Genomic DNA, 20,608 nt, shown 5'->3' on the forward strand with positions numbered 1-20,608 from the left:
ACGTGCTTATGCCGCAACGCCGATCACCATGAGCAACGAGACATCGGAAGCGCCGACCGGTGCGCGGGCGAAAAGCAGCGCTGTTCGACAGACGCTGGCCGTCGTGCTGGCCTTGGCAATCGGCGGCATGCTTGGCTACGGGGCGTTTCTCTATTGGGAGTACGAGAGCACGCACCCGAGCGCGGAAGACGCCTATCTGATGGCGAACGCCTTCTGGATCTCGCCCCGCGTGCATGGACAGGTGACCGAAGTCTTGGTCGAGGACAACCAGAGGGTCGAAGCCGGAGCCGAGCTGTTCCGGCTCGATCAGCGTCCCTTCGCTGCGGCGCTCGAGAAGGCGACCAGCGCCGAGGCTCTGGTCAAACAAGGCATCGAGATCCAGAAGTCCGCGGTGGAGTCGGCCGAAGCCAAGGTGCGAGAGCAGCTGGCCAATCTCGACGAAGCCAAGGCGGAGCGCGATCGGGTCTCGACCCTGGTCAAACGCGGCGACATGCCGAAGCTACGGGGCATCGAGGTCGAGGACGTCTTCAAGGCCGCCCGGGCAAAGCTGGAAGATCTGCAGGCCGAGCTGGATCTGGCCCGCAAGACCCTGGGTCCGCCGCAGATTCAACAGGCACGAATCGACGAGGCCGCAGCCGATGTGGCACTCGCGCGCCTCGACCTGGACTGGACGCGGGTCAGTGCCCCGTCCGCCGGCTGGGCGACACGGGTCGCACTGCGTGCCGGGGATGTGGTGCAGCCCGGCAACAAGCTCTTCGTTCTGGTCGAAGACGGCGACTGGTGGGTCCAAGCCAACTATAAAGAGACCAAGCTCGCGGCCATCGCGCCCGGGATGCCGGCCGAGGTGAGCATCGATCTCTATGACGGTCGTCGATTCGAGGGACGCGTCGAGAGCATCGGCTATGCGAGCGCGGCCTCCTTCGCCCTGCTGCCGGCCCAAAACACCACAGGAAACTGGGTCAAGGTCACCCAGCGCATCCCGGTGCGGATCGGTTTGGATCCCATGGATCCGATGATGCCGTATCGCCTCGGCGCCAGTGCCTCGGTGACCGTCATCACGACGGCAGCGACCGGGGACACAGGCTCGGCCGACCCCGAAGGACGCGCAGGGGACGCGGCACCGGCACCGTCCGCGGTCTCGGCGGCGCCGACCGGCGGGCAATGACGACATCCAGCCCCGCCCCGACGCCGCTGCCGCCCGGCCCGCAACGAACCATGTTGCTGGTCACGGCCCTCACCGTCTCGGTGATGGCCTCGGTCGACATGACGATCGTCTCGGTCGCCCTTCCCTACATGGCCGGAAACCTGGGAGCCGGCCCCGACGAAATCACCTGGGTCCTGACCATGTTCACCTGTGGACAGGCGCTGGTGATCGGCGTCACCGGACACCTGTCGCGCTTGCTCGGGCGCCGCCGGCTGGCGATCATCGTCGTGGTCGGCTTTGTGGTCTCGTCGATGGCCTGCGGCATGGCGCAGACCTTGACGCAGATCGTGATCTTTCGCTTTGTTCAGGGCGTCTTCAGCGGGCCCCTGATTCCGCTCTCGCAGTCCATCCTCGTGGACGCCTATCCCGAGGAGGAGCGCAGCAAGGCGCTCTCGATCTGGGCGATGGGTGTCCTCGGCGGCCCGGCTCTTGGCCCGATCGTGGGCGGCTTTCTGGCTCAAGACTTGGACTGGCGCTGGAATTTCTGGGTCAATCTTCCCGTCGGCGCCGTTGCCATCGGGCTGATTCTCACCTTCGTCCGACCGGTGGCTGCGCAGCGCGTGCGCACGGACTTGGTCGGCTTGGTCATCCTCGCCGTCTGGGTCATCAGTCTTCAGGTCATGCTCGACCAAGGCGACACGCTGGACTGGTTCGGCTCGGTCGAGACTTGGTTCCTGACACTGCTTGCCATCACCTTCGCTCTCGCCTTCGTGCTGCGCGCACGCGTCGTCGGCGACGACAACATCATGCGCCTGCGGCTCTTCAAGGACCGCAACTTTCTCGTTTGCTCGGTCCTGGTGGCCATCCTCGGCAGCATCTTTCTCGGCAGCCTGATCGTCACGCCCCGACTCCTCATCGACACGCTGCGATGGGAGGTCGATACGGCCGGTCTAGTCATGGGATTCAGCGGACTGTTCGGCATCATGGGGAGTCTCGTCGGGGGACGACTCGTCGGGCTGCTGGGCATCCGGATCATGCTGCTCCTGGGATCCGGCTCCATGGCAGTCGGCTGGCTGCGCTACAGTGCGCTCAACCTGGACGCCGGTCCGGTGGATATCTTCATACCCGGCGCCTTGATCATGTTCGGCCTCATGCTCGCCTTCCCGCTGCTCGCCGCGCAGGCGTTCCAGAACCTGCGACCCGACGAGCGCGACGAGGGGGCGGGACTGTTCAACTTCGTCAAGACGCTCGGGTTCTCGTTCGGTGTGACCTTCGTCAGCGTCATGATCTACCGCGGGACCCAGGCCAACTGGGCGCAGTATGTCGGCGAGATCGCATGGAGCAACACCGGCTTCGTCCAAGCCGCCAATACTGCGCCTCTGTCCGGTGATCTTGCCCTGGCAAGCGCGGTCGTGGCCGACGAGCTCGCCCGCCAGTCGGGCATCCTCGCCATTACCCAGCTCGCCGAGACGCTCGCGGTCCTGGCCTTGGCGGTCATGCCGCTCGCCCTGCTGCTGAGGTCACGAAGAAGCGTGAGCAGGGTAGAGGTTTCGGAATGAAGCCATGGGGACCGACTCATGCTGCTCCCCGAACCCCGACGATCTTGGCCCCGGTATCGTCGAGTCGGGAAAATGCCGGGCCTGCGGCGCAAACGCCATCGTCCGCGAGGCGCCGATCCGCTCATCGTGGCCGCCGGCCTACTGTGACTTGGTCGAGGCGCCGGGAACCGCAAGACCGGTCGGTCGTTGCGCGCCGGCGCGCCCGTCGACACACGGGATCGATGAACAGGCCGGCTCCAACTCCCGGCGACCACCCCGAATCCACAGTCCCCGCATTGAAATGACCCCGGAGCTTCCGGCGTATCCTCGACTTGGGCGAGGGGATCCACCGACCGGCCGCGATGGATGCCTACGTGACGGATCAGCACCCGCCCGCGCGAGGCTGGCCGAACCGACCGAACAAGAACCAAAGCACAACCCACCATCGGAGCCCGGAAGAAAATGAAATGCCTGATCCTGACCTCGGCACGTTTGTAATTATGGAGACAGTATACGTAACTTCCTGACCGGCCGAGTGTCGGCTGTCCGCGCGACTGCGGACTCCGACCGGCGAAACGCCAGCGTAAGGAACTAGTCGATTCCGCGCCGTCGCCTCCCGCGATGTCGGTGACCGCTGATGGGGCAATGCGATCTCAGAGCAGTCAACCTTCCCGAGGGGATCTCGCCGGCGCCGCCAGGTCCTGATTCAGCAGTCCGACATCGGTCAACAGCCGCACCGCCATGAGGCGATCGACGCTCGACTGAAACTCCAGCAGCGAATCGACGCAGACCGAGCGCTGGATCTCAAGACCCCGCATTTAGACTTGATCCGCGCTGCCATCGCCGAAGTCCCGGCGTCAGCCCTCATTGAAAAAAGGATCCGGCAACGCGGGATTTCGCAGCTTCGCCGCCGCCCCGGCGCCGACCACCGGCAGGTTCGCCGAGTCGAGCAGGCCGATCTGTACCAGCACACTCGCCTGATCCCAGTGGATGTGCTCGTACGACACCTTGCCATCCTCGATTCCGACGATCACGACGAATACCGCCTCGACCCGCTTGCACGTCGGCTCCACGCCCGGAAGCATCCAGTCGATCTTCTGCGTGTGCGTGAAGGAGATGATCAGCTCATCGACCAGCCGCTCTTCGCTGCAGGTGCGGGAGACCGTCTCGAAGGACACGTCCGGCGGGAAGAACTGCCCGACGAGCCGCTTGTCGTAGAAGGTCCGGACACCTTCCGGCCCCTGCCCGCCAACCATGGTCGGCACGTTCACCAGATGCGGGTTCGGCGCCATCGTCGCCAGCGTCCGGTCGAGATCTCCCGCCAATTCTGCGTTCATGTGCGCCGCGAAGATCGCATCGAGCTTTGCCGGCAGGTCTGGGTTTGACATTGGGTTTGTGCTCGCAATAGGGAATTGGGGCTCGCGCCATGACGCTACGACGCAAGGAGTCAATTGGACCAAGTCTCGCCCGAGGACGTCGGCCCGGTCTAGTTCGGCCCGAACAAGATCAGGGCACGACGCGCGCGGCCGCGTGAGCCCCGAAAAACTCGACCAACAGGCGCTGCGTCTCGGCGGTGCGCTCGACCATCGGCAGGTGGCCGCTCCCGGGCAGGACGACAAGCTGGCTTCCGGGTAGGCGCTTTCGGAGCGTTGGTGCAGCCGATACCGGATAGATTGAATCCCCCTCGCCCCAGACGATGAGCGCGGGGATGTCGATGTCCAGTGACTCATCGGCATCGCCGGCCAAGACGTCGTCGAAGAGATTCACGATGTCCCAGACCTGCCGATAGTGCAGATTGCGCGCGACATAATCGCGAATCAGCTGTTCGCGCACCTCATCCGGAACCTCCGGCGGTTGTACAAACAGCAAGCCCATCTCCAGCTCGAACTGCGCCGGGTCCGTGGGTATGAACGGATTGATACCTCGCAGGATTGCCGCGCGGACCCCCGGACCCCAAGGCTCGACTCCCAATGGCGGCCCAATGAAAGCTAACCTGCGCACCCGCGCTGGATCGCGCTGTGTGTACAAGGCCGCGATGGCGCCGCCCAGGGAGTTGGCGGCCAGGCCGAAGGGACCGAGCCCGAGCGCGTCGGCGAACTCACCAAGCAGCTGCACCTGACGTCGCAGGTCGTAAACGCTCACCGGGTAGTCGGTGCTTTGGCCGAACCCCGGCAGATCGGGGGCGATCGCATCGAAGCCGGCCGACGCAAGACCGCACAGCACCCCGTGCCACTGCTCCTTTTGCGCGAACAGTCCATGCAGCAGGATAACCGGCTGTCCGTGCCCGGCACGATCGTAGTGGACCTGTCCGCCGTCGACCTCGATCGACGCGGAGTGCAACACGCAGCTGTCCTCGACGTCCTTGGCCTGGACGCCGGTGACAACCAGCAGTCCAAGGATAAGCCATGCCGGAAAGATCGCTCGCAAGATCAGGGATTTACCCACGCTATAGGCCTCGCCGTGGATCGATCGGTTAGCGGCTCGTCGGGCGAACAGGTCATGGCACCAACGCAGATGCCCTGTCGACGACGCCGTCTGCATTCAAGCGCGAAGGGGACCCGGCCGACGGCATCGCGGCGCGTCACTGGCTGACGCCCTTGCATCAGGTCTTGCCGGCGAACGGCACATGTGCGGAGCATGCCCGGTGACAATGAACAAGGTCAAGATATCGGGGTCTCGCAACTGCTGAGGGACATCAAGCGGCACGGCCGCAACCCCGGCAACATTGGCGAACCCCCCTTTCTCCGAGTTCAGCCTGCTGGTCAGCGATCTGCTGGATCTCAATGGCGTTGCCTTCACTGAAGAATGCGTCGGCTCGGGCGACGCCGTGCCGCATGATCTGCACGACCGCTTTCAGGCGTTGTTCGGCTTCGAGCTGCCGGAAGGCTGCGGCCTGACGGAGGCGGGCACGGACGACGCCGTCAATCCGATCCACGGCCGACGTCGGTTGCTGAATGCTGAAGCGTGAATCTTGTGTGGGGGAGTTGCACGGCCATTTGATCATGCACTTCCGGCGGATTGCGGTGTTGCTTCGTTCGCCCTCAAGTTCATGTACCGAGAGGCGCATGGGTACGAGCGAGATGCCATGCACGGAAACGACCTCGCCCGAGTCATCGAAACCGAAGGCACGATAGGTTGCGATAGCCAAGATGCTTGAGTTCACCGTGAACTGCGTGGGCCCGGCGGCCTTGAGCGCTTGGGTCTTGGCATCTCGCCAACGCGTGATGGCGACCCCGCCTGGGGATCTCGGGGTTACTGCCGCTGTGCCGCATCGATGAGCGCCAGCGCCACCTTGCCTGCATGGTCGGCCTCGCCCTCGGCGCCGCTGTTCAGCGCGAGGGTGACGACGAGGTCCTTCTCGGGCAGGTAGATGTAGAGGGTGCGGAAGCCCATCGATTCGCCTTCGTACTGCCAGCCGGAGCCGATCGCGGGCGAGGCGAAGCCCGAGATGCCAAGGCCGAAGCCGTGGGGGTCGTCGGCGGTCAGCCGGGCGAGCGTCTCGCCTGTCCGCATCGACACGATCCGGGTGAGCTCGGCGCGGGCGTCGGCATCGAGGAGATCCTCCGACGTGAAGAGCGCCCGCACCCAGTTGTTGACCTCCTCGGGGCGTGAGACGCCGGCCCCTGCAGCCCCGCCCCAGGACATGTCCTCGGCCTTCACGTCGGCCCCGTCCAGAGCCTTCATCGCGTCATAGCCTTCCGCGACGAAATAGCCCGACGCCATGCGCTCGGTGATCTCGGGCGGATAGATCCCGGCCCGGTAGTAGGTGTTCATCAGGCCGTAGCGCGGGCCGAACAGCCGCTCCTCGAAGTGTTCCTGCACCCTGCGTCCGGTGGCCTTCTCGATCACCATCCCGGCAAGGATGTAGTTGGTGTTCGAGTAGGAGTAGCCCGTCGTCGGGTCCGGGGCGTCGGGATAGGCGGGGTCGGCGAAGCCGACAAGGATCGCGGGCGAGAAGTGGCGCGACAGCCCGTTCCGACCGAGATCGGCGATCATCGCATCGACGTTGTCGTAGCTCGGGATGCCGCTTGTCATGTTCAGAAGCCGGCGCAGCGTGACGTCCTTCCACGCCGGATACTCGGGCAGCCACTCACCCAGCGTGTCGTCGAGGTCGAGCACCCCTTCGGACTGGAGTTGCAGCAGCGTGACCGCGGTGAAGGACTTGGTGATGCTGCCGATCTGGAACAGCGTATCGGGCGTCACGTCGGCGGCACCGGCCTCGTTCGAGACCTTGCCGGCGGTCACGTTCACCGTGCCGCCGCCCTCGGGCAGGCTGACGCTGATCGAGATCGCGGTGGCCTTTTCGCCCGCGGCAGTCTCGGCGATGTAGGTGTCGGCGATGGTCCGGAGCTTCGCGGCAAGCGCGTCTTCGGACTGCGCAGGCGCCGGCCCGCTCAGTGCGGCGGCAAGGGCGAAAACGGCCGGCCCGGCGATCCTGTTGGTCATGGAATCCATCTTGAAATCCGCTTGGGCAAATCCGGCTTACCTGATGGCCACATCAAATCTGCCGGGGGAGCGCACGTATTGGCGGCTGCACTCCCGCCCGCGGCAGACGCCGGCGACCAGGCAATGCGCTGGTCAAACTCGAAGTATGGCTCGGGCTGGCCGAAGAGGTCCCGGTCCGCCGTCGGCTCGGGCGCATCGTCCCGGGCGGGAAGTCCGCGGGCGGGGTGATCGGCGGTGGGCGGGGCGGCTCGCCGATGTGGTTGAGAATCGGCCATGATGGCGTGGATAGCTGTTTTTTGTGTACAGCAGGCAGGGTGATCCTGGAGGCTCGCGGCGAACGTCCGAAGACGGCTGTCCGTTGGACTGCTGTGGTTGAGACTAGGGGAACGGATGTCGGCTCATCGCCGGTTCCACCCCTCGGATCTCCCGGATTCAGTGGCTGATAATGGGGCCGAACCGTCGCCGATCCCGGGGACGCGACAGACAGTAAGACGCGCATTGCGGACGCCGGCGCACATGCTCCGGATAAGCCGGTTACGATCCGAACCGGACAGCTGCGCTCACCCCGCGAGCGACCGCCGCATGCCCATTGTTTTCAGCACGGCAAGCAACGTTTTCAGTGTCGGGTTGCCCTTGGGTGACAGTGAGCGGTACAACGACTCCCGGCTGATGCCGGCCTCGGCCGCCACCGCCCCCAAGCCGCCATGGGCTTCGGCCACGGTGCGGAGCGCCAAGAGACCGGCGGCTCGCTCGTCGGGATCGTCGAGTGACTCCATCGCTGTGCAGTCGCCGAGACTCCGCGGCCGACAGGCCGCTCATGGCCGACAGCGAACTTTTGGGGCCGCAAGACTGAGCGGCCACGCCTGACCGCTGATGGGGCGGATGAGACACTGGGCTCGCTCGGCTCATTGGCCGGAGTGGGTCGGTTTCAGCCCTTGCTAACACCCCCTTGGGCGGTGTCGCAATATGGGATTGCTGGCCGGTGGCGAGGTGGGCGAATTCTAGAAGCTCGTGACGAAATACTTTTGGAAACAACACGGCTGACGGCTAGGTGCAGGTGGCTGCCGGCTGGGAGTGAGCGGCAGGCTGCGGGCCTTCGGCGAATGGGCATCCGCGAAACCGGGAGGCCCACCCGCCGACACCGTCGATCAATCGCTGGCCTTACGGCTGAAACAGCAGTCCGTCGTTGGCGTTGCCGATATACCAGTTCTCCGTCGCCCTTCCACCGCTTTCAGCCCAGGTGGCGAAGTCCGGGTAGGCGTCCGCAATGTCGTTCCATTCCGCCGGATACTTCCAGTTCTCGGGGACGTCCAGTGCCCACGGGAGGTTGTCGGCGGTGCGGTAGAAGCGGCCTTCGGCCGGGTTCGATGCGTCATCGCCCGTGCCGAAGAACTTCGGGTCGGCCTTGTCGGTCGGCGGGTGATCGACCAGGTGGATCTCGCGACCCCGCTGACTCCTGTAGATGAAGGGGTTGTAAGGAGCGGCGCCGAGGCGAGAGGTGCTGACGGGTGTGCTGAAGTGGATCTCCGCTGTCAGCTGCACCGGTGGACGCCGCGTGCAGTTGCCGATCGTGTTGAAGAAGCTGCACGGCCAGCGTTCACCCGTTTTGGCCAAGTCCGGCAGTTTCGGCGCGAGGATGAAGACCGCCTCGCGCTGGCCGGACTCGGCCGGCAGGGCAACGGGCGCCCGATCGCCGATCGCGAGTGTGGTCGCTGCAGTGTCGATCAGGCTGCGCTCGATCCCGGGCAGATGGATGCCGAACCCGGTCTGCGCCGTGCCGCCGCGTGCGGTGATCTCGTAGGTCAGTTTCAGATCGGTCACCTCGTTTTGGGCGTTCAGGGTTTCGATGATTCGATAGGCCATCACGACGTCGTTCATGTCGAAGTCGCCCTTGCTCGGCCAGTTGTCTTCGAAGGCCAGATAGCCAAAGCCGGTGGCGCTGGGATAGAAGCGTCGTGCGGCCCGCTTCGGGTCCAGCGGAAAGGCGTCCAGATCGTCGCTGATGCCGTCCCCGTCCGTGTCTTTCACCTCTTTTGTCAGGGATTGCACCTGGCTGCGATCCACCGCGGAGAAGGGCGTGACCTTGATCGCGATCAGGGCGTCGTTGAAGTCATGGTCGCTGTTTGACCAGGTCCGATTCATGTCCTCGAATCCCAACACGAGGAGCTCATCCTCCGGTTTCGACAGCAGGACAGTGTGCGCGTTGAGGTTGTTGGCGCCGGCCGGTTCCGGATTCAGCGCCTTGATGGTGTGAAAGATCATGCTGGCAGGCTGATTCGGATTGACTCCGCTGCCTTTCCATCCGTCGGCGACCACGGTGAAGCCGACGGCCGTGCCGGCCTTGAATTTTCCAAGCTCCACGGCATCCCCGAACTTCAGCAGCGGCAGCGAAAAATTCGGGAACATGATCTTCGGTTGAAGCGCGCTCGCCGATGTCGGCGTGTTGGCGGGATCGAAGGTAAAATATCCGAGCGAATTGCGATAGCCCGCTCCTTCATAGACGAAGGCGACCGTGATCTCTGCGTCTTCGAGCAAGGTGATATTGGCCCCGAGATCATCGGTGATGAGCTTGGGATCGTTCTTGCGGATATCCCGGCTTTCCGGCAACCGTGTGTGGATCTCGTTCAACAGGTCGGGCGGTATCCTTTTGCTGAAGTCGACCAGCGTCTTGGGCACCCCGTTGGCATCGTAGCTACCGACATAGGACCAAGTCACCGCGAGGCCGGGTTGAGCCGCAGCGCCGAGGGCAATGGCGGCCAGTGAGGTCAAGAGAGAATGGCGAACGGACATCGATGGACTCCTGAAGTCGGGACGTTGAAAATCTCGATGAGGCATTACATAACTCGTGCCATCGGAGCATGCAGGTCGTGGATTTCGCTGGGGCGGCGTGAAAAAATACGATAAATCATGACGTTGGTTTTTCCAGAGCGATGGCTGCCGGGCGGGCGAGCGAAGTCCCGGTCCACGCGTGGGTCTTCCGTTTTCACTCAGCGCCGGTCGCGTCGATCCCGTCCAAAAGGGAAAACAACGCATTGATTTTAATAAGGATGGTTGTTTTTCACGCCGTTGCAGGACCCATGAGGCGGCTTCGGCCGATCCGGAAACCTCTGCCGTTTCGGCAGATTTCGATCTGAAGTGTGTGCCGTAACGGCAGGCGGCATGCTCGGCGATTCGGTCGGCGGCGCCGAGGTCGAGTGCGATCGGGAGCGAGATCCTCTCAGCGGGGTTTGTCTCTTTCGGCGCCTGGTTGGCCTTTTGCGACGATGGCCTTTCGGTATTCCTTCAGGATCTGGCCATAGTAGCCGCCACCCATAAAGACGGTCAGGCCGGTTATGATCAGGCCGACCGCCGGCGGCGCGGCCTTCTCCATGCGCGCGGCGGAACCCTTGACCTCGCCGATCTGCGCAAGTCGTGCTCGCACCACCAGCCAGGTCGCGTCGCAGATTCCGGCCAGATACTCGGTATCTGCGGAGAGACGAATCGGCGCGGCGTCGATGAGCACCATGTCGTAGTCTGTACTCAGCCGATCGAGCACACCGGGGAGATGGCTGCAGTCGCTCAGGTGCCCGTTGCCCGAATCCCCGGTGCGGATCCGGTCGGGCAGATGCTCGTCGCTCGGCACGACGGCGAGGGTCGGATCCAGATCGTCCGACAGGATGTCGAGCAGGCCGGGGCGAGCCGGGGTCGTTCGGTAGCGGGCGTCTGCCACGAAGAGGTTCGCTTCGACCACGACGACCCGCAGACCTTGGCGGTCGAGCTCCCGTGCCAGATCGAGCACGATGGTCGTTGCACCGCAGCCATGGCGAGCCGCTGTCACGAGGAGTCGACGTACGCCGTTCGCGCCGTGCTCGCGTCTCAGCGCCAGGGCGAGCCGTCGCATCTGATCGGCCAGCAGGGCCCGATACGCGGGATCCTGCGAGGGCTCCAGGAAGGCGGCCAAGGGTGGAAAGCCCACGAGCGACTGCACCTGCCGACTCGTCTGTACACGCCGGTCGAGCAGATCGACCGCGATCGCCGCCACCAGCCCCAAGATGCCGCCGAGAGCCGCGAAGATCACCGCGAGCTTGGTGCGCCCGCCGCTCACCGGCAGGATCGGCGGCATGGCCCAGGTCGAGACGCGGAGGTAGCCGGGTGCGCTGGCCTCGATCTCCAGGAACTCGACGCGATCGTCGATCGCGTCCAATGCCTTGCGCTCGCGTGCGATCTCGTTGCTGACGTCCAGCGCATCGTTGTAATGGGTTGCGAACCAGGCGGCCTGGTCCTGTTGCTCGCGAAGCTGCGCGCGCAACACCTCCTCTACCGCGGCACGTTCGCGCACGCGCGCCCTGCGCTCCTCGAGAAGCATCGCGGATTTCTCGGCGATCAGCTGTGCCGAGGCGCTCTTGACCTCGTTCTCCAGATCATCGAGCTCGCGCTGCGCGATGCGTCTGACCGGGTGGTTCTCGGTGAGTCCGGTGGTCTGCTCGAGGACCTCGCTGCGCCGCTTGTAGAGATTGGCCTTGAGACTATTGAGTCCCGGATCTTTCGATGCCAGCTCGCTCGCCGCCGCGCTCAATGCCAGCTGGGCTGACTCGCCGCCCGTCGCGGCGTCGTAGGTCGCCAGCTCGGCATCCGCAGAGATACGCGCGCGCTCGGCTTGCAGCAGGGCGCTCGTGCTCTCGATCAAGAGGGTATCGTAGGGGTTGAGCGCGCCCTCTACGAAGGTGGTGACACCGAGCGTCTGTGCCAGCTCGCCGCGTCGCTCCGTGAGCGCCTGAATCCGCAGCACATGCGCCTCGCGTCGCGCAGAGAGGATCTCGATGCGATCCTCGCCGGCATAGATCTCCTCCCTTTTCGCCTTCTCCAAATAGACCTTCACGACGCTGTTGACGATCTCGTCGAGCCCGTTCGGATTCTCAGACTCGAGGCTGACGGTAATCAGATAGGTATCGCGGACGTCACGCACCTGAAGCTGTTGCTGAAGCCGCTCGGCCGCCTCGCGATCGGTTTCGTCGGGCTTTTGCCAGAGGTCGGAACGGCGATCGCCGAGCCGCGCGAGTGCCTCGAGCACGATGTCGTACCGATTAATGGTACGCGCCTGCTGCTTCATGAACTGCTGAAACTGGGTGAAGGATTGGAACTCGAGCTCCTTGGAGTCCTCCAGGATATTGGCGAACCGAGGCGCGACATAGATGACCGCCGTCACTCGATAGACCGCGGTGCCCTTGATGTAGGCGACATAGGTCCCGCCGATTGCGACGATAAAGGCAACCAGGACGACTAGGAGCTTGTGATTCCAGATGCTGTTGAGCGGCTGGAAGGCACCGGAGGAGACCGGCGGTGCGGGCGGTGCGCTCACGGAGGAGCCTCCGCGTCGTCGCACGCCCGATGCGTCGTGGGGCAGTAGACAAGGCGCCTCGTCATTCGCTGCTCATCAGCTGATTGATCATCAAGATCGAGCTGAACGGATTGAAGTTTTCCAGGATATAGCCGATCTGCGAGATACCGCTGCGCGGGACATAGACGATGTCGCCCTCCTTCATGGCGACGTTCAGCCCCGGATCCGGTTTCAGGATCTCCATGAAGGAGAAACTGAAATTGACCCGATCGGCCGGACGGATGACATGAATCCGATTGAGATTCGCATCCCGGGTCGGGCCGCCGGCCTGGCTCAGGGCATCCAGGAACGACATCTGCGGCGTCAGGCGATAGACGCCGGGGGTCTCTACCTCCCCGAGGACATAGACCGGAGTGTCGGTGGAGTCCGGGATGTAGACGATGTCGTTGCGCTGCAAGCGGATGTTCAGCGATAGGTCGCCGGTCAGCAACCGGGCGATATCGACCCAGAGGATACTGTCTCCGCGAATGATGGCGCAGCGCGTCAGAAGCTGCTCGGGACGCAGGAGCGGGAGGCCGCCGGCTTGGGCGAGCGTTTCGAGCAGATTCGGCGGGGTGTCGAACTGAAGGACGCCCGGATTTTCGACACGCCCGAGGACCACGATTCGATTCGAGCCGTAGCGTGTCACGCCGACCGTTACCGACAGATCGAGATAATAGGGCGCGAGCGCCTCGACGACCCGCGAGGCGGCCTCGTCACGTGTCGAACCGCCGATGAGGACGGGGCCGGCAAAGGGTATCGTGATAATGCCGTCCGGACCCACTAGATGCGGCCCGGAGATTTCGGGGCGCGCCGCGACCGAGACGACGAGCTCGTCGCCGGGACCAAACCGATACACCGGCTCGCCGGCTTGCTCGAATCGCTTGAGGAGATCGAAGCTCGATGCCTCGATCCGCCGTTCAGGCACTTCGAAATCGGATGCCGCCGAGGGGGTGGAGCCGGGGACGATCTCCCAAGCGCCGCATCCGCTCAGGATGGACGCCCACAAGAGGACGAGCCCGATTCGGCTCACGCGCTGCGAAAGGGGCCCCATGTGCCGGAATCGGCTCGATCGCACAATCTCGCTCGCGTGCTTGATCCCGTTCATCCGGACGGGTGTTTACCCGGCACTCTCGATCTAGCCCATTCGCGCGGCGGCGACCTCGGCGTCGTCGAAGATCTCGAAAACCTGCTGGAGGCGGGTCAGCTCGATGAGCGCGCGAACCGAGGGTGTGAGTCCGGCCAAGGAGACATTGCCGCCACTGGCGCGCGCCGCCTTCAGTGCGGAGATCAGCACCGAGAGGCCGCTCGAATCGCAGAAGGCCATCTCCGACAGGTCAAGGACGAGGCGCGCGTCACCCCGGTCCAGGACATCGAGGATCTCTTGTCGAACGGTCGGCGCCTCGGCGGCGGTTAAGCGTCCGGCGATGGCGACGCTGTCGATATCGCCGATCTTCCGATGGGTAACGGTTGCCTTCATCCTCATGTGCTCCAGCGGTGGGCGGTTGTGTTCGCCTCGGGATCCGAGCGTTTGCAGGACACCTGCCGAGCAGGTCGTCGTGCGCCCGAATCAGGTCGGCATCCATGGTGAGGATCCATCCTCAGATTTGCTTCTCCAGGGTCTCCTTAACGCGCGCGAATTGGACGCGGGTTGCGGTCGCTTCTGCCGCTGCGCCGGCGAGGCCCCCCGATCGACCGAGGGCCTCCAGATGCTTGGCGCGGTCGGAGAGGGCCAGCGCACCGAGGGCCGCGGCGCTCGACTTGAGAGTATGGGCCGCGCGGTGGACCGAATCGGTATCGCCGCTGGCAATGCCTTGATCCAACTGATCGAGCAGGTCGGCTGAATCCACGAGAAAACGCCGCACCAAGTCGGGAAAATCGTCCTCCATCAGATCACGGATGTCTTCGAGGACGTTTGTGTCGATCACCGTATCGATCCGATCTTCTCCTGAACCTGACATGCTGTCTATCCGATAACTGTAGTGGGCGTGGCGCGAGATACCTAAGGGGCGATCCGAGGCCCTGCGGTGATCCGATCCACTCGACCGCTCGCGGACCCGAGCCGTCTCGATGTCGGTGGTGCTCGGTCGCGGGGCGATGGCGCTTGCTTAAGAATAGCGCTCCGCGCCGACGTTGGGCAGTGTCCTTGTTCACTCTCCGGGGCCGCGGAGCCGAGTCCGAGCCAGGGTCCGATCGCTCATCGACGCTGGAGCACCAACAGCGAGATGTCGTCCTCGATCTCGCCTGCTCCGCGCCAGGCCCTTAGAGCCATGTCCAGGCGGGTCGCCAAGGTTTCCGGGGGCGCTCCTCGACAGTCTTCGGCCAAGCCGATGAGACGCTCGATCTCGAAGCTCTCGCCCTCGGCGTTGCGACAATCCGTGATGCCGTCGGAGTAGAGGATCAGTCGGTCGCCGGACTCCAGCGTGAAGCCGACCGAGTCGTAGGAGACGCCTTCGAGCATCCCGACGGCAAAGCCGCCGTGTCCGACCAGCTCGACACGTCCATCGCGCCGGGCCAGCAGCGGGTGGGGGTGACCCGCCTGACAAAGCTCGCCGCGCCCCGAATGGGTGTCGATGTAGCCGTACACCATGGTGAAGTAGGGTGCGTTGTCGCCGGATTGGAAACGCCGGTTGAGGTCGGCGACGACGGCATCCGGGGCCCTGGCGCGATTCTCGCCTTCGGGCTGCGCGATCAGATGACCTTCGCCGAGCTCCGCGGACAGGGTTCGACTCAGGGTGACGGACATCATCGCCGAGGGCACGCCATGCCCCGCGACATCGAGGTGATAAAACCCGAGGACGCGATCGTTCAAACGGAAAAAATCGAAGATGTCCCCGCCGATCTCGGTCGCGGGCAGGAACAACCAAGCCAAGGCCACGGCGGGCGAGACTTTCGGATCCTTCGGCAGGAGGCTGGCCTGAAGGGCCGCTGCGGCACGGAGGTCCTGCTGGATCCGGTCGAGTGCGGCGTGGAGCTTGCCGTTGGTCTCTTCGAGCTTGCTGTTGCGCGAGGCGAGTTGGCTTTCGAGGCTCAGGATGCGCTCGGCGGCACGCAGTCGGACGCGCAGTTCCTCGAAATTGAATGACTTGGTCAGAAAATCATCGGCACCTGCGGTCATGCCCTCGATCAGGTCTTCTTTGTCGTCGCGGGCGGTTAAGAGGATGAAGTAGACGTAATGGTCCCACTGCACGGCCCGGATCCGTCTGCAGAGCTCCAGTCCGTCGATCTCCGGCATCATCCAGTCGCTGATGATCAGACGGATCGTCTCGCGATCGAGGATCTCCCACGCCTCGCGGCCGTTGCTGGCCGTCACGACCTCATGCCCCCAACGCTTGAGCAGTCGCCCGAGGATCTCCCTCGCGTCGCTTGCATCGTCGGCAATCAGGATACGCATGGACGCTGGTCGGTCTCGCCGTGGATTGGGTGAAAGCGCCTTATACCATAGACGCGGAGCTCATGATTGCGGGCGGATTGCCGCGGATGGGATGTGCGGGTGCGACCTCGGGCGTGCTCGTCGAGCACGTCCGAGGCCGGTGCGATCAGGCGCCCAAGGACTCGGGCGTGACCGACGTCAGCTTCCAGATGTCGCGGTTGTACTCCGCAATGGTGCGGTCGGAGGAGAAGTGGCCGCTGTGGGCGGTGTTGAGGATGCTCATGCGCAGCCAACGCTCGAAGTCGCGGTAGGCTGCCGAGACCTGTTCCTGGGCGTCGATATAGCTGCGGAAGTCCGCCGCAGTCATCCAGGGGTCATGGGCGTTGCGGATCGAGAAGATGATCTGATCGAAGATGCCCGGCTCGAATTGGTTGAAGTGTCCGGACTCCAGCAGACTCATGACCTCGAGAAGTGCGGCGTCGCCGGCGATGATCCCGTTGGGGTCGTAGTGAGAGCGACGTGCCTCGACCCCGGCGGCGGTTAGACCAAAGAGGAAGAAGTGCTCGTCCCCGACCTGCTCGCGGATCTCGATGTTGGCCCCGTCGAGTGTGCCGATGGTGATGGCGCCGTTCATCATGAACTTCATGTTTCCCGTGCCGGAGGCCTCCTTGCCGGCGGTCGAGATCTGTTCGGAAAGATCCGTGCCGGGTGCGATGACTTCCATCAGCGAGACGCAGTAGTCCGGGATGAAGGCGACCCGCAGCAGGCCTTCGGTTTCCGGATCGCCGTTGATCACGCGGGCGACGTTGTTGACCAGCTTGATGATCTGCTTGGCCATCTGATAGCCGGGCGCCGCCTTGCCGCCGATCAAAACACAGCGCGGGGTCCAGTCCCGCGTGTCGCCGCGCTTGATGCGGTTGTAAAGATGGATCACGTGCAGGACGTTGAGCAGCTGACGCTTGTACTCGTGGATACGTTTGACCTGTACATCGAAGAGCCCATCGACGGGGAAGGAGACCCGGCAGAGCTGCTCGACCGTGGCGGCGAGACAGCGCTTGTTGTCCTGCTTGATCCGATGCCAGCGCGCGCGGAAGTCGGCGTTTTCGGCGTAAGGCACAAGGCGTTCGAGCTGGCCTAGATCACGCATCCATTCGGTGCCGATCGTCTCGTTGAGGAGCTCGCGCAGCCCGGGATTGCACATCGCAAGCCAGCGGCGAGGGGTCACGCCGTTGGTCTTGTTGTTGAATTTATCGGGCCAGAGCTCGTAGAAGTCGCGGAACAGACCCTCGACGAGCAGCTGGGAGTGCAGACCGGCGACCCCGTTGACCGAGAAGCTCCCGACGATCGCCAGGTAGGCCATCCGGACCTGTGACTCGTAACCTTCTTCGATCAGCGACATGCGTCTTTGGCGGTCGTTGTCGCCCGGCCAGCGGGTTGCCACTTCGGCGAGAAAACGGGCATTGATCTCGTAGATGATCTGCAGAATGCGCGGGAGCAGCCGCTCGAACAGCCGCACGGGCCAGCGTTCGAGCGCCTCGGGCAGCAAGGTGTGGTTGGTGTAGGCCATGGTTTTGCGGGTGATGGCCCAAGCCTGCGTCCATTCGAGCCCATGATCGTCCATGAGCTGACGCATCAGCTCGGCAACCGAAACGGCCGGGTGCGTGTCGTTGAGCTGGAAGCAGTTCTTCTCGGCGAAGCTGCTGAAATCCTCTCCGTGCAGACGGATCCAGTCGCGCAGCACGTCCTTGATACTGGCGCTGGCGAGGAAGAACTGCTGACGCAGGCGTAGCTCCTTGCCGTTTTCGCTGGCATCGTTGGGGTAGAGCACCATGGTGATGTGCTCGGCGGCGTTCTTCTGCGCGACCGATTCGGGATAACTGCCCGAGTTGAACTCGCCGAGATTGAACTCGTCGGTCGCAGCGGCCTTCCACATCCGCAGGGTGTTGATGGTGCCGTTGCGATAACCGGGGATCGGGATATCGTAGGGGACGGCGAGTACGTCGTTGGTACTGACCCAGCGCACGACGGCGCGACCGTCGTTGCCCTTGTGGGTCTCGGTGTGGCCGCCGAACTGGATGCGTTGGGTGAACTCGGGGCGCTCCAACTCCCATGGGTTGCCGTCGCGTACCCAGTGATCGGGCTCCTCGATCTGGTTGCCGTTCTCGATCAGTTGCCGAAACATCCCGTACTCGTAGTGCAGTCCGTAGCCCCTGACGGGAAGCTGCAGTGTGGCGCAGGAATCGAGAAAGCAGGCCGCGAGCCGGCCGAGGCCGCCGTTGCCCAATCCGGCGTCGGGCTCGTTGCCGGCGATCTCTTCCAGTGCGACACCCAGGTCGTAGAGCCCCTTCGAGGCCGCGTCGCTGATCCCGAGATTGAGCATCGCGTTGGAGAGGGTGCGCCCCATCAGGAACTCGAGCGACACATAATAGGTGCGTTTGCAATCGGCCTCTTCATAGGCGTGTCGGGTGCTTTTCCATCGCTCCATGAGGCGGTCGCGCAAGGCGATCGCGAGCGCCTTGTAGGGATAGTAGGCGGACTGGCAGTCGCGATCCCGCCCGAAGGTGTAGGCGTAGTAGTGCTGAAAATCGCGTGCGATACCCTCCGGTGTCATCGGCAGAGGGGGGAGGTCGAAGAATTGCTCGTTCGGTCGGGCACTGATGATGTTTTTGAACGGTGACATGGTGCCGCTGGATCCTTGATCGGTTGGGGTTGAGCTTGAGCCGAGGTGTCGAATCGCGTCGGGCGCGAGAGGCATGAACAGCTCGGTCGAGCGGGATCGGTCGCTGAGTGTAAGGTCTCCTTGACGGTCTCGTCGGGTCAATCATGCAACTATCGAGCCTGGTCTATCGCCTCGTTGACCTCAAGCCAGGCCTCCTCCGTGGCTTCCAGGTCGGCGCAGACCCGCCGTTGCTCTTCGAGCAGCGCGAGCAATCCCACCTTGGCCTCCGGGGCGTACAGGTCCGGATCGGCGAGTGCCTGCTCGAGTACTGCGCGGCGGGCCGTCAGTGTTTCCATGCGTTTCTCCAGCGTTCTCTCCTGCTGTCGCAACGGCTGGAGTGTCTGACGCGATTGCGCCGCCTGACGACGCTGCTGCTTGCGGTCGCCGCCGTCGGTTGCGGCGACCGACGGCGCCCCGGTCGGGCGCGTCGCCGCGGAGCCGCGATTCGGGTCGTTGTTGGCCAGCCAGGCGGGGTAATCGTCCAGATCTCCGTCGAACGCTCGCACCGCACCGGCGTCGACCAGGAGCAGCGTGTCGGCGGTGACCCGCAGCAGGTGACGGTCATGGGAGACCAGCACCAAGGCGCCGTCGAAGTCTTGGAGCGCCTCGGTCAAGGCATGCCGCATCTCGAGGTCCAGATGGTTCGTCGGCTCGTCGAGCAGCAGCAGATTGGGCCGCTGGCGGATGAGCAGTGCAAGCACCAGCCGCGCCTTCTCGCCGCCCGAGAGCGGGCCGACCGGACCGAGTGCGCGATCGCCTTCGAAGCCGAATCCGCCCAGATAGCTGCGCAGGGTCTGCTCGGTCGCGCCAGGATCCTGGCGACGAAGATGGCCGAGCGGGCTGTCGTCCAGACGCAACTGGTGGACCTGGTGTTGGGCGAAATAGCCGATCTTCAGGGCTTGAGCGCGTTCCAGACGCCCGTTCGAGGGGGTCAGCTCGCCGGCCAGGACCTTGATGAAGGTGGATTTACCGGCCCCGTTGCGCCCGAGCAGTCCGATGCGATCCCCGGGGTTGAGGCTGAGTCCAACCCCCTCGATGATGGGCCTTGCGCCGTAGCCGGCCGCGATCTCGTCCAGGCGCAAGAGCGGGCGCGGCAGGTTTTCGGCCGGCGCGAACGCGAAGCGAAAGGGCGAGTCCACGTGGGCCGGCGCGATCAGCTCCATGCGCTCGAGCGCCTTCAGGCGGCTTTGCGCTTGACGCGCCTTCGTCGCCTTGGCCCGGAAGCGCTCGACGAAGCTGCGCATGTGCGCGATCTCGCGCTGTTGGCGCTCGCTCGCGGCCTGTTGCTGGGCGAGCCGCTCGGCGCGCTGGCGCTCGAAGGCGGAGTAGTTTCCCGCGTAGAGGGTCAGGTGTTGATGGTCGAGGTGCAGGATATGCCCGGTCACGGCGTCGAGGAAGTCGCGGTCGTGCGAGATCAGCAGGAGCGTTCCCGGATACGCCTTCAACCAGCCTTCCAGCCAGATCACGGCGTCGAGGTCAAGGTGGTTGGTCGGCTCGTCGAGCAGCAGGAGGTCCGAGCGGCACATCAAGGTGCGCGCCAAGGCGAGACGCATCCGCCAACCGCCCGAATAACTATTGACCGAGCGGTGCTCGTCGCCGGGTGCGAAGCCGAGCCCATGCAGAAGTCGCGCCGCACGGCTTTCCGCCCCGTAGGCGTCGATCGCCTCCAGCCGCCCCAGCAGCTCGCCCTGCTGCAGTCCGTCGCCGGCCGCCTCGGCCCTTGCCAGCTCGGCCTGGATGCGGCGCATCTCGGCGTCGCCGTCGAGCACGAAGTCGATCGCCGCGCCCTCGCTGTCCGGGGTGTGCTGGGCGACATGGGCGACCTCCCAGCCGGCCGGGATCGTCGCTTGACCGGCGTCGGCGTGGAGATGCCCGAGCAGCAGCGCGAAGAGGCTCGACTTGCCGCAGCCGTTGTAGCCGACCAACCCGACCTTTTGACCCGGATAGACGGTGACGTCGCCGCCCTCGATCAAGAGGTGCGGGCCGCGGCGCAGGCTGAGTGATTGGAGCTGGAGCATGGTGTCGAGTCTAA

The 20,608-nt window shown here is 64.3% G+C and carries 16 protein-coding genes and 1 pseudogene; 3 read left to right on the forward strand and 14 right to left on the reverse strand.

The features are described 5' to 3' along the window. The first annotated feature begins 28 nt into the window (after positions 1-28). Both AADX97_RS17825 and AADX97_RS17830 read left to right on the forward strand, forming a co-directional pair. Positions 29-1,165 carry an efflux RND transporter periplasmic adaptor subunit gene (locus AADX97_RS17825; protein WP_374234906.1) on the forward strand — a complete coding sequence of 379 codons (1,137 nt, stop codon included), beginning with the start codon at positions 29-31 and terminating at the stop codon, positions 1,163-1,165. Then, positions 1,162-2,703 carry a DHA2 family efflux MFS transporter permease subunit gene (locus tag AADX97_RS17830; protein WP_374234905.1) on the forward strand — a complete coding sequence of 514 codons (1,542 nt, stop codon included), beginning with the start codon at positions 1,162-1,164 and terminating at the stop codon, positions 2,701-2,703. The genes AADX97_RS17825 and AADX97_RS17830 overlap by 4 nt, the downstream gene beginning before the upstream one ends. Positions 2,704-3,344: 641 nt before the next feature. On the opposite strand, the gene AADX97_RS17835 is transcribed toward AADX97_RS17830, so the two are convergent. The 3 genes from AADX97_RS17835 to AADX97_RS17845 all read right to left on the reverse strand — a co-directional run bounded on the left by AADX97_RS17835 (position 3,345) and on the right by AADX97_RS17845 (position 5,127). Further along, positions 3,345-3,500: a hypothetical protein gene (locus AADX97_RS17835; protein WP_374234940.1), complete on the reverse strand. Its 156-nt coding sequence runs from the start codon at positions 3,498-3,500 to the stop codon at positions 3,345-3,347. Positions 3,501-3,539: 39 nt separating this feature from the next. Continuing rightward, positions 3,540-4,070, reverse strand: coding sequence for an ester cyclase (locus AADX97_RS17840; RefSeq protein ID WP_374238591.1), 531 nt, complete (start codon positions 4,068-4,070; stop codon positions 3,540-3,542). Between the two features lie 118 nt (positions 4,071-4,188). Further along, on the reverse strand, positions 4,189-5,127 hold the full coding sequence (locus tag AADX97_RS17845) for an alpha/beta fold hydrolase (protein WP_374234904.1): 939 nt from the start codon (positions 5,125-5,127) through the stop codon (positions 4,189-4,191). Positions 5,128-5,407: 280 nt separating this feature from the next. Here AADX97_RS17845 and AADX97_RS17850 point away from each other — a divergent pair, with 280 nt between their 5' ends. Then, complete coding sequence (locus tag AADX97_RS17850; protein WP_374234903.1) at positions 5,408-5,650, forward strand: hypothetical protein; 243 nt, start codon at positions 5,408-5,410, stop codon at positions 5,648-5,650. Positions 5,651-5,749: 99 nt separating this feature from the next. On the opposite strand, the pseudogene AADX97_RS17855 reads toward AADX97_RS17850, so the two are convergent. From AADX97_RS17855 to AADX97_RS17905, 11 genes and pseudogenes are all read right to left on the reverse strand, one after another. Continuing rightward, positions 5,750-5,908, reverse strand: a pseudogene (locus AADX97_RS17855) (GNAT family N-acetyltransferase); the annotation flags it as partial. Between the two features lie 26 nt (positions 5,909-5,934). Further along, complete coding sequence (locus tag AADX97_RS17860) at positions 5,935-7,128, reverse strand: serine hydrolase domain-containing protein (RefSeq protein WP_374234902.1); 1,194 nt, start codon at positions 7,126-7,128, stop codon at positions 5,935-5,937. 560 nt (positions 7,129-7,688) lie between these two features. Next, the gene (locus AADX97_RS17865; protein ID WP_374234901.1) at positions 7,689-7,904 is read right to left on the reverse strand and encodes a DNA-binding protein; all 216 of its coding nucleotides are present in this window, start codon (positions 7,902-7,904) and stop codon (positions 7,689-7,691) included. A 385-nt stretch (positions 7,905-8,289) separates the two neighbouring features. Continuing rightward, complete coding sequence (locus tag AADX97_RS17870; RefSeq protein WP_374234900.1) at positions 8,290-9,918, reverse strand: LruC domain-containing protein; 1,629 nt, start codon at positions 9,916-9,918, stop codon at positions 8,290-8,292. Positions 9,919-10,345: 427 nt separating this feature from the next. Then, on the reverse strand, positions 10,346-12,466 hold the full coding sequence (locus tag AADX97_RS17875) for a GumC family protein (protein ID WP_374234899.1): 2,121 nt from the start codon (positions 12,464-12,466) through the stop codon (positions 10,346-10,348). Positions 12,467-12,527: 61 nt separating this feature from the next. Further along, complete coding sequence (locus AADX97_RS17880) at positions 12,528-13,538, reverse strand: SLBB domain-containing protein (RefSeq protein WP_374234898.1); 1,011 nt, start codon at positions 13,536-13,538, stop codon at positions 12,528-12,530. 84 nt (positions 13,539-13,622) lie between these two features. Then, positions 13,623-13,964, reverse strand: coding sequence for an STAS domain-containing protein (locus AADX97_RS17885; protein ID WP_374234897.1), 342 nt, complete (start codon positions 13,962-13,964; stop codon positions 13,623-13,625). Between the two features lie 121 nt (positions 13,965-14,085). Continuing rightward, on the reverse strand, positions 14,086-14,445 hold the full coding sequence (locus AADX97_RS17890; RefSeq protein ID WP_374234896.1) for an Hpt domain-containing protein: 360 nt from the start codon (positions 14,443-14,445) through the stop codon (positions 14,086-14,088). A 236-nt stretch (positions 14,446-14,681) separates the two neighbouring features. Next, the gene (locus AADX97_RS17895) at positions 14,682-15,878 is read right to left on the reverse strand and encodes a PP2C family protein-serine/threonine phosphatase (protein WP_374234895.1); all 1,197 of its coding nucleotides are present in this window, start codon (positions 15,876-15,878) and stop codon (positions 14,682-14,684) included. Between the two features lie 145 nt (positions 15,879-16,023). Continuing rightward, positions 16,024-18,537, reverse strand: a complete 2,514-nt coding sequence (locus AADX97_RS17900; protein WP_374234894.1) for a glycogen/starch/alpha-glucan phosphorylase — start codon at positions 18,535-18,537, stop codon at positions 16,024-16,026. 149 nt (positions 18,538-18,686) lie between these two features. Next, positions 18,687-20,594 (reverse strand): ATP-binding cassette domain-containing protein, encoded by a 1,908-nt coding sequence (locus AADX97_RS17905; protein ID WP_374234893.1) that lies wholly within the window; start codon positions 20,592-20,594, stop codon positions 18,687-18,689. Positions 20,595-20,608 lie beyond the last annotated feature (14 nt).

Origin of the sequence: Thiocapsa sp. C2-2m (assembly GCF_041903745.1) — a bacterium.
GTDB lineage: Bacteria > Pseudomonadota > Gammaproteobacteria > Chromatiales > Chromatiaceae > Thiocapsa > Thiocapsa roseilacustris.

Bases quoted from the DNA above. Each gene is read 5' to 3' on its own strand.
- AADX97_RS17825 (WP_374234906.1), top strand. From the start codon at position 29: ATGAGCAACGAGACATCGGAAGCGCCGACCGGTGCGCGGGCGAAAAGC.
- AADX97_RS17830 (WP_374234905.1), top strand. From the start codon at position 1,162: ATGACGACATCCAGCCCCGCCCCGACGCCGCTGCCGCCCGGCCCGCAA.
- AADX97_RS17835 (WP_374234940.1), bottom strand. From the start codon at position 3,500: ATGCGGGGTCTTGAGATCCAGCGCTCGGTCTGCGTCGATTCGCTGCTG.
- AADX97_RS17840 (WP_374238591.1), bottom strand. From the start codon at position 4,070: ATGTCAAACCCAGACCTGCCGGCAAAGCTCGATGCGATCTTCGCGGCG.
- AADX97_RS17860 (WP_374234902.1), bottom strand. From the start codon at position 7,128: ATGACCAACAGGATCGCCGGGCCGGCCGTTTTCGCCCTTGCCGCCGCA.
- AADX97_RS17865 (WP_374234901.1), bottom strand. From the start codon at position 7,904: ATGGAGTCACTCGACGATCCCGACGAGCGAGCCGCCGGTCTCTTGGCG.
- AADX97_RS17870 (WP_374234900.1), bottom strand. From the start codon at position 9,918: ATGTCCGTTCGCCATTCTCTCTTGACCTCACTGGCCGCCATTGCCCTC.
- AADX97_RS17880 (WP_374234898.1), bottom strand. From the start codon at position 13,538: ATGGGGCCCCTTTCGCAGCGCGTGAGCCGAATCGGGCTCGTCCTCTTG.
- AADX97_RS17885 (WP_374234897.1), bottom strand. From the start codon at position 13,964: ATGAAGGCAACCGTTACCCATCGGAAGATCGGCGATATCGACAGCGTC.
- AADX97_RS17890 (WP_374234896.1), bottom strand. From the start codon at position 14,445: ATGTCAGGTTCAGGAGAAGATCGGATCGATACGGTGATCGACACAAAC.
- AADX97_RS17895 (WP_374234895.1), bottom strand. From the start codon at position 15,878: ATGCGTATCCTGATTGCCGACGATGCAAGCGACGCGAGGGAGATCCTC.
- AADX97_RS17900 (WP_374234894.1), bottom strand. From the start codon at position 18,537: ATGTCACCGTTCAAAAACATCATCAGTGCCCGACCGAACGAGCAATTC.
- AADX97_RS17905 (WP_374234893.1), bottom strand. From the start codon at position 20,594: ATGCTCCAGCTCCAATCACTCAGCCTGCGCCGCGGCCCGCACCTCTTG.